Source organism: Lyngbya aestuarii BL J (assembly GCF_000478195.2).
GTDB classification, from domain to species: domain Bacteria; phylum Cyanobacteriota; class Cyanobacteriia; order Cyanobacteriales; family Microcoleaceae; genus Capilliphycus; species Capilliphycus aestuarii.
The window spans coordinates 150,304-156,570 of the sequence record NZ_AUZM01000006.1 but is presented as its reverse complement, the minus strand read 5'-3'; the positions used below and the strand labels follow the sequence as shown (position 1 = coordinate 156,570).

General features: G+C 38.6%; 7 protein-coding genes. 5 read left to right on the top strand and 2 right to left on the bottom strand.

All coding sequences use genetic code 11. The features are described 5' to 3' along the window. Nucleotides 1-298 (top strand): ClpB D2-like domain containing protein (locus M595_RS04630; RefSeq protein WP_023064889.1); only part of this gene is annotated, 298 nt, incomplete at its 5' end. Here the strand turns inward: M595_RS04630 and M595_RS04625 are convergent. Further along, on the bottom strand, nucleotides 283-1,248 hold the full coding sequence (locus M595_RS04625) for a glycosyltransferase (protein WP_023064787.1): 966 nt from the start codon (nucleotides 1,246-1,248) through the stop codon (nucleotides 283-285). The genes M595_RS04630 and M595_RS04625 overlap by 16 nt on opposite strands. A 190-nt stretch (nucleotides 1,249-1,438) precedes the next feature. On the opposite strand from M595_RS04625, the gene hpsE (M595_RS04620) reads away from it, so the two are divergent. The 3 genes from hpsE (M595_RS04620) to M595_RS04610 are packed head-to-tail and all read left to right on the top strand — an operon-like array spanning nucleotide 1,439 to nucleotide 4,280. Further along, nucleotides 1,439-2,389, top strand: a complete 951-nt coding sequence (gene hpsE, locus M595_RS04620) for a hormogonium polysaccharide biosynthesis glycosyltransferase HpsE (RefSeq protein WP_023064808.1) — start codon at nucleotides 1,439-1,441, stop codon at nucleotides 2,387-2,389. Nucleotides 2,390-2,408: 19 nt separating this feature from the next. Then, nucleotides 2,409-3,332 carry a hormogonium polysaccharide biosynthesis glycosyltransferase HpsE gene (gene hpsE / locus M595_RS04615; protein WP_023064891.1) on the top strand — a complete coding sequence of 308 codons (924 nt, stop codon included), beginning with the start codon at nucleotides 2,409-2,411 and terminating at the stop codon, nucleotides 3,330-3,332. 54 nt (nucleotides 3,333-3,386) lie between these two features. Further along, nucleotides 3,387-4,280 carry a glycosyltransferase gene (locus tag M595_RS04610; protein ID WP_023064886.1) on the top strand — a complete coding sequence of 298 codons (894 nt, stop codon included), beginning with the start codon at nucleotides 3,387-3,389 and terminating at the stop codon, nucleotides 4,278-4,280. Here the strand turns inward: M595_RS04610 and M595_RS04605 are convergent. Next, the gene (locus M595_RS04605; RefSeq protein ID WP_023064834.1) at nucleotides 4,266-5,252 is read right to left on the bottom strand and encodes a glycosyltransferase family 2 protein; all 987 of its coding nucleotides are present in this window, start codon (nucleotides 5,250-5,252) and stop codon (nucleotides 4,266-4,268) included. The genes M595_RS04610 and M595_RS04605 overlap by 15 nt on opposite strands. Nucleotides 5,253-5,298: 46 nt before the next feature. Here M595_RS04605 and M595_RS04600 point away from each other — a divergent pair, with 46 nt between their 5' ends. Beyond that, complete coding sequence (locus M595_RS04600) at nucleotides 5,299-6,144, top strand: sulfotransferase family protein (RefSeq protein ID WP_023064811.1); 846 nt, start codon at nucleotides 5,299-5,301, stop codon at nucleotides 6,142-6,144. The last annotated feature ends 123 nt before the right edge of the window (nucleotides 6,145-6,267 follow it).

Genomic DNA, 6,267 nt, shown 5'->3' with positions numbered 1-6,267 from the left:
ATTAGTCGATCAAAAAATTAGTTTGGTGTTGTCTCCAGAGGCAATGAATTATATTGCAGAAGTGGGGTACGATCCAGTCTATGGAGCGAGACCGTTAAAACGAGCCATTCAACGGGAGTTAGAAAATCCGATTGCGAATTTATTATTAGAACAAAAGTATGTGGCTGGAGATACGATTTATATTGATCGTTTAGAGGAAGGTTTGTCTTTTACCAGTCAACCCAAAAGCTCTGAAAAAGAAGAAAAACTTCCCTCTCAGTTAACGGCAATTTCCACAACAATTCAACCCGAAGCATGAACTTCTGAGTGAATGAGACGTTTGAGTTGTTGGAGGAGTTGGGGAAATTGAGGGGTTAGGATCAAACCAATACTTTTGAGTAAAAGAATGAAAATCAACTTCGACTGTTTGACTCGTTGGGGTTCGTAGCCAATATAAATCATGATTAGTCGTAAAGCTTTCCAACCGTTAGAACGATTTGGTAAAAGGTCAAGGGTTCTGCACACAAGATACTTATAAACAAGAGCCAAACTTTTTCGCTTTAACGGTTGTAGGCTGGCGGGAGCTTGCGAAAAAGCCCGGTTTAAGACTTTCACAACTTGTTGTTCTTGGCGAGTAGTATGAGAAGATATTGAGTTACTGCGAATGCGGTAAAATATCTGGACAGCCGGAACATTGACAAACAGATAACGAGCCGCTAAACGCAAGTATAAATCCCAATCTTGTCCCCCTGTCAGAGACTCATCAAAATCTCCCACATCGTCGAGAGCAGAACGACAAATCAAAGGGTTAGAACCATTTTCCAGAAAGTTAAAGTGTAGCATCTGAGCATAGGCTTCTCCATTGACTCTCGTATGTCTACCTGCTTTTAGCCAATTCCCCGACTCATCAATATAATCGGTCCAACTATAAGCAACTGCGGTTTTGGGGTTGGTTTGTAGAGCGTTGAGTTGAGCTTCGAGTTTATCAGGCGCCCACAAATCATCAGCATCTAAAAACGCAATATATTCCCCAGAAGCCTGCTGAAGTCCTCGGTTCCGGCTAGCTGCTGCACCCCGATGAGGACAAGACAAAACCTGGATGCGAGAATCTGTATACTGAGACATAATTTCTAAAGTATTATCAGTTGAATCATCATCAACAACAATCAATTCAAAATCTGAAAACGTTTGCTGGAGAACAGAATCAATTGTGGCTTGAATCGTTGTTGCACCGTTATAGACAGGAAGAATAATCGATATTTTTGGCATCCTAAATCTGCATCCGGGTAGAGCTACTTATTAGTATAGAACCTAAAACCTTCAACTGAGAGGAAAACATTGGTTCATCGGGTGAAATTGAGATATATTAATAATGCAGTTCGATCTATCTGAGTTCTCTATTAACAGAGAGCCTATCGGCTGAAAGCGAATCACTTCAAACCTAAACAAACAAGTGGTTATGGTGGATTTCACAGTCGCAGTCCCAACCTACAATGGTGCAAAACGTTTACCCCAGGTACTCGAAAAATTACGATCGCAAACCGATGTTGAGCAAGTCTCCTGGGAAGTTATTGTTATTGACAACAACAGCACCGATAACACGGCTGAAGTGGTTAAACAGTATCAGCAAAATTGGTTATCAAACGTTCCATTACGATACTTTTTTGAAGCCCAACAAGGTTTAGCTTTCGCTCGACAACGGGGTATAACAGAAGCATTAGGTGAATGGGTTGGCTTTCTTGATGATGATAATTATCCCGAACCTCAATGGTTAACCGCAGCCTATAAATTCACTCAAATTCATCCTCAAGTCGGTGCATTTGGAAGTCGAGTTATCGGAAAGTTTGAAGTCACTCCTCCGGAAAACTTTGAACGCATCGCCTCCTTTCTCGCTTTAACAGAACGAGGAAACCAACCCTCTCTTTATGAGCCTGGAAAAAAAATACTACCACCGGGAGCGGGTTTAGTCGTTCGTAGAGAAGCTTGGTTAAAAAATGTTCCCTCACAGTTAGTTCTTGCGGGTCGAGTTGGGGGTAAAATGTTAGCCAGTGAAGACTTAGAAGCATTACGATATATTCAGCAAGCCGGATGGGAAATTTGGTATTGTTCAGACATGGTTGTTTATCATTGTATTCCTCGCCAACGCTTAGAAAAAGACTATTTAATGAAATTGTGTTTTGGAGTCGGGTTGAGTAGTCACGCTATCCGAATGCTAAAATACCCTCAGTGGCAACAGCCATTGATAGCCGTTGCTTACTTACTCAACGATCTCCGCAAGATTATTATCCATCTGTTTAAGTATAAAATTGCCATTCGCACTGAGGTTGTGGCTGCTAGTGAAATGCAGTTCCTAATCGGTAGATTACTCAGTCCATTTTACTTTATTCTCAAGCTACAGCAAACCAGTTAACCAATTCAAGGAGTAAATAATGGATTTATCAGTCGTCATTCCAACTTATAACGGTGCTGATCGTTTACCTCAAGTGTTGGAAAAATTGCGATCGCAAATGGGAACAGAGGAAATAGACTGGGACATTATTGTTGTTGATAATAATAGCAGTGATCATACCCCTCAAGTGGTTCAAGATTTTCAAAAGAGTTGGAATGTCAAAGCACCTTTAAAATATGTTTTTGAGCATCAGCAGGGAATTGTATTTGCTCGAAATAGGGGAATTGAGGAGAGTCAAGGTGAATTGATTGCTTTTCTAGATGATGATAACTTTCCGAATTCAGATTGGATTTTACAAGCTTATTCATTTGGAAATAAGCACCATAAAGCAGGTATCTATGGAGGTCAAATTCATGCACTTTATCAAACAGAACCTCCTGAAAACTTCAAAAGAGTTGCACATATTCTGTTAGCAATTCGTGAAAGTGGCGACCAATCATTTCAGTTTAATCCAGAATTACTACAACTTCCATCTGGTGCAGGGTTAGTTCTTCGTCGAAAAGCGTGGTTAGATAATTTTAACCCTGAATTAATGGCTACCCGTAGAGGAGATAATGATTGTGAACTATCTATTTATCTACATCGGAAAGGTTGGGAAATTTGGTACAATTCTGCTATGCACTTAAATCATTGGATTCCTGCTGAACGTCTAGAAAGAAGCTACTTGCTATCTTTAGCACATCGCTATGGTCTATGTACTTTTGGGTTTAGAGTTATTTTAGTTAAAAGCTGGCAAAAACCTCTTTTATTTCTGCGGGTGATGTTCGGGAGTTTAAAAAGAGTTATTCTGCATTTAGTTAAATATAATAAAAAAGCAAAATCAGACTTAGTTAATGCCTGTGAACTCGAATTTTTTTGGGCGAGTGCAATTAGTCCTTTTCACTATTACTTGAACAGAACTTGATTTTACACAAAATATGACCGAACAAAATCACTTTTCAATATTAAAAATAAAAACATGGTACCTGTATCTGTGATTATTCCTGCATACAATGCAGAAAAAACAATTAAAAAAACAATCAAATCTGTTTTAAACCAAACTTTTTCAGATTGGGAAATAATCATTATAGATGATGGTTCAACGGATAGTACAAAAGAAGTCGTTGCCGAAATAAAAGATAATCGCATCTCCCTTTTTTCTTTTCTAAATGCAGGTGTTTCAGCCGCACGAAATCGAGGCGTTAACAAATCTTCGGGTGAGTTTTTAGCCTTTATTGATGCGGATGATCTGTGGACTCCTGATAAATTAGAATTGCAACTCAAAGCTTTACAAGAATATCCAAACGCTGCGGTTGCTTATAGCTGGACAGACTATATTAATGAATCTGATAAAATCATTTATTTAGGTAGACATATTACATTAAATGGCAATATTTATGAAAAACTATTAGTTCGATATGCTTTAGAAAATGGTTCTAATTTTTTAATTCGTAAAGATGCTTACCTCAAAGTTGGAGGGTTTGATGAGTCAATTAGTGGCGGAGAAGATTGGGAACTGTGCATTCGGCTTTCAAAATATTATGAGTTTGTCAACATTCCGAAAACCCAAATTCTCTATCGAGTTTCTCCTCATTCGAGTACAACTAACGTTCGCAAACTCGAACTTGAAAGCTTGAGAGTTTTAGAAAAATCCTATCATCAAGCACCCCCATCACTTCAATATCTCAAAAAAGAGAGTTTGGCGGATCTTTATAAGTATCTACTCTGGAAAACACTAGCCGGATCAAAATCCCACAAAGGCTTAGAAGCCGTTCGTTATCTTTGGAATTATACTCAAAATGAATCTCATCTTTTATCTCAATTTCCTTTTGTACTCAAAATGTCTATTAAAAGTTTGTTAGCGATCATCTAAGCGTGCATATCCAGATAACGTTGTTGTATTAAATACCCGTTCAAACCGAGTAAAACAAGCTTGGGCTAATGAAGAAGGTAACACTGCCATTGCTGTAATTTTAAGTAGCACTTTGTAGAAAGTTCGAGTTTTGACTAGAGATGAATCATAACCAACTGTTTTCCAAAATAGAGAAGCCGCTTTCAAAGCGCGAAGCCGTTCGGGTTTGGCTTCTAGCGCCATCGTTGTTAAACCTTTATAACGATTTCCTAAACAAGTCGCCTTCAGAGATTGAATAGATTTTGGAGCCTCAGCAAATGCTTGTTCTAAAATTTGTAAACTGGCTGCTTCCATTCCCCAAACATTATAAGACATAGAATAGGCATATTTTCGATAAAAAACTTGAACAAATGGCACAACAACGAACGAATAACGCGCCGCTAAACGTAACCACATTTCCCAATCTTCTACATAACGAAGGGATTCATTAAATGTTCCCACTTCAGAAAATACCTGCGTCCGAATCATTGGGTTAGAGCCACTTCCAATAAAATCTGCTAATAATAACTTGGCATAAACATTACCGCTAAAATTACAATGAGGGCCACGACGAAGAAATTGACCCGTTTCATCAATATAATCTGTCCAACTGTAAGCAACAGCCGCTTCTGGGTTCGCTTGTAAGGTATTAAATTGAGCCTCAAGTTTATCTGGTTTCCATAAATCATCCGCATCAATAAAAGCAATATATTTACCCGAGGCGCGATCAATTCCCCGATTTCGACTCGTAGATGAACCGGAATTTGTAAAAGAAAATATTTTGATCCGAGAGTCGGAAATATTTTCTAAAATTTCAGGAGTTTTATCTGTTGAACCGTCATTAATAATAATCAATTCAAAATCAGTAAAAGTCTGATCTAAAACTGATTTAATCGTTTCTCGAATAGTCTTTTCACCGTTGTATACTGGAATAATAACAGAAACTTGTGGCATCTCCAATTTGCTCCGGGTTTCAATAACGTTTAGCTTGGTGCTAGAAATGAGAGTACAGTCCAAAACACCTGTTTTTTTGGTTGGATGTCCCCGCTCCGGTACAACGCTACTTCAAAGCTTACTCGCGGCTCATCCTGAGATTATATCCTTTCCTGAGTCTCAGTTTTTTCAGTATTGTACCCCAGAATATGAACTTCGGAGAAAGAAACTGGGATTAATTTCTAAACAGTTAAAGCCCTGGCTGAAGACTTATTTTACTGAACATCTGGGTCGCCCCGATTTGCTCACCCATTTTCCTCAGATTCCTCTACAATCTCTATATGCACAGAAATTTATCAAAATTCTCACTCTTTTAACGGAAGAACAAGACAAACAGATTTTTCTCGAAAAAACCCCCCAACATATTTTTTATATTAATACTATCAAAAAGTATATTCCTAATGTCAAAATAATTCATCTCTTACGCAGTGGAACCGACGTTGTGGCGTCCTTGTATGAGGTCACACACCGCTACCCAAAGGCTTGGGATGGAAAATGGGAAATCGATCAATGTATTGAGCATTGGCAACAAGCCGTAAACATTAGTTTAAGCTATCAAAATCAACCCAATCATCACCTCGTTACCTATGAACATTTAACCGCAGATCCAGAAGTAGTTTTAAAAAAAATCTGTAACTTTATTGGGATTATTTACGACCAAAATATCATTCAAAATTATAGTAATGCTGCTCAACCTTTATTGCTGCAAAGTGGAGGTCGAACTGTCAATACTCAAGGCATTAGTCGTTCTCAATCGAATAAATTTGAAAAACTCTTTGACTCCTCACAACAACAGTATATCCGAGAGCGTGTATCCGAAGTGAATACAACTCTCCAACAGATGCCACTTTAACCCATCCGCGATCGCCGCTAACTCACCCAAATACGGATTTCCGTATCCTTTCTTGGGGGTGATCCTATTCACCAAAAGGGATCGCGATCGCACACAATGGTTGCTGAATACCGTATTTATAAT